Genomic DNA, 1,737 nt, shown 5'->3' with positions numbered 1-1,737 from the left:
GGATCTGGCAGCCGCCCTCCAGCGCCTGCAGGAAGGCGCGCTCGGCGGCGGTGGCGTCGGCCGTGGCCGGGTCGTGGAGGGGACGCAGCCGCTCCCGCACCTCCGCGGCGTCGGCGCGGGCGACGACGGCGAGCGCGCCCTGGCCCACCGCGGGGAGCCAGCCGCCCGCATCCAGGTACCCGGAGATCCGGTCGGCCCAGCCCAGCCGCAGCACCCCGGCCGCGGCGAGGACGATAGCGTCGTACTCCCCCGCGTCCAGCTTGGCGAGGCGGGTGTTGAGGTTGCCGCGCAGGTCCACCACCTCCAGGTCCGGTCGCAGGGCGCGGAGCTGCGCGCGCCGGCGGAGGGAGCTGGTCCCCACGCGGGTCCCGTCCGGGAGGTCGGCCAGGGCGCCCGGGACGCGGTCGCGGCGGATCAGCACGTCGCGCGGGTCTTCCCGGGCGGTCACGGCCACGATCTCCAGCCCGTCGGGGAGGCGGGTGGGGACGTCCTTGAGCGAGTGCACCGCCAGGTCGGCGTCGCCGCGCAGCAGGGCCTCGTCCAGCTCCTTGGTGAAGAGCCCCTTGTCGCCGATCTTGGCGAGGGGGACGTCGAGGATCCGGTCGCCCGTGGTGCGGACGACCTGGATCTCCACCGGGGTGCCGGGGTCGGCGTCGCGGAGGGCGCGCTCCACGGCGCGGGCCTGCCAGAGGGCCAGCTCGCTCCCCCGGGACGCGATGCGGATGGGACCCGAGGCGGGGCTCACCACTGCGACTGCGCGCCCTCGATGATCTTCTGCACCATCTCGGCGATGGCGCGGGCCCGGCCCGTCTGCGCCTGCTCGGAGTTGGGCTGGTAGTTGCCGATCGCGGAGACGCCGTTCCCCTTCCAGATGATCTGTTCGCCGCGCACGCTCACGATCTCCGCCTCGAAGGTGATCCGCACCTGCCGCTGCACCACGTCCACCCGCTCGCTGACGCCGGGGGTGGTGCGGAAGGCCGGGGTGGTCTCGTCGAAGCCGGTGATCCGCCCCCGCAGGATGGCGTCGGCCACGCGCTGGTCGGCCAGGCGCACGCCGAGCTTGCGCGGGATCTCGTCCTGCAGGCGGAGCTGCACGTCCGTGCTCAGCACCGGCTCGGCGGTGGCGTTCTCGAACGGCACCACGGCGAGGGTGCGGATCCCCGGCGGGAGCCCCCCGCCGGTGAAGGAATAGCACCCGGAAAGGAGCAGGACGGCCGCGGCCAGGAGGCTAGCGAGCCGCACCGGGGAGCCAGGTTTCCGGGGGAAATGGAGCGGCATCTTTGGTCGATTCCACGTTGAGGACCAGGGTGCGGTACGCGCCGCGGTCGCGGTACTCGGCCCGCTGCAGCGCGCCGGCAGGGCTGTAGGTGACCGAGACGGACTCCAGCGCACCCGATCCCCCGGAGCGGAGGATGGTGCGGAGGCGCATCCCCTCGGCGCCGAACTCCACCGTCTCGCCAGCGCCAACCTCGTAGCGCAGGGAGGCAGCATTCTCGGAAGCGCTTGCGCCGACGAGCCGGGCTCCGGCGGGCGGCCGGACCACCCCGAGCCCCCCCCAGAGGAGCGCGGGCGAGGGGAGCGGGAAGCGGGCGGCGACCGCCGGGGGGACCCGGAACGAGTCGCCCACCAGCGCGGCGGCGAGGTACGTCTCGCCGCGCGGCCCGAACAGGTCGAGCCGCAGCCGCTCCGGGGCTTCGGCGCGGACCACGCCGCGCCCACGGACACGCGACCCCGCCT

General features: G+C 75.0%; 3 protein-coding genes. All 3 read right to left on the bottom strand.

The annotated features are described in order from the left end of the window. Nucleotides 1-745, bottom strand: a 745-nt coding sequence (gene hemC / locus VGR37_19185) for a hydroxymethylbilane synthase (protein HEV2149533.1), incomplete at its 3' end; no start/stop codon positions are given. Next, complete coding sequence (lptE, locus tag VGR37_19180; GenBank protein HEV2149532.1) at nt 742-1,242, bottom strand: LPS assembly lipoprotein LptE; 501 nt, start codon at nt 1,240-1,242, stop codon at nt 742-744. The genes lptE and hemC, both read right to left, overlap by 4 nt. Then, nucleotides 1,229-1,737, bottom strand: a 509-nt coding sequence (locus tag VGR37_19175) for a hypothetical protein (protein ID HEV2149531.1), incomplete at its 5' end; no start/stop codon positions are given. The genes lptE and VGR37_19175, both read right to left, overlap by 14 nt.

This window comes from Longimicrobiaceae bacterium (assembly GCA_035936415.1).
Classification (GTDB): domain Bacteria; phylum Gemmatimonadota; class Gemmatimonadetes; order Longimicrobiales; family Longimicrobiaceae; genus JAFAYN01.
The sequence above is the reverse complement of the archived record's forward strand: the minus strand, read 5'-3'. Positions and strand labels throughout refer to the sequence as shown.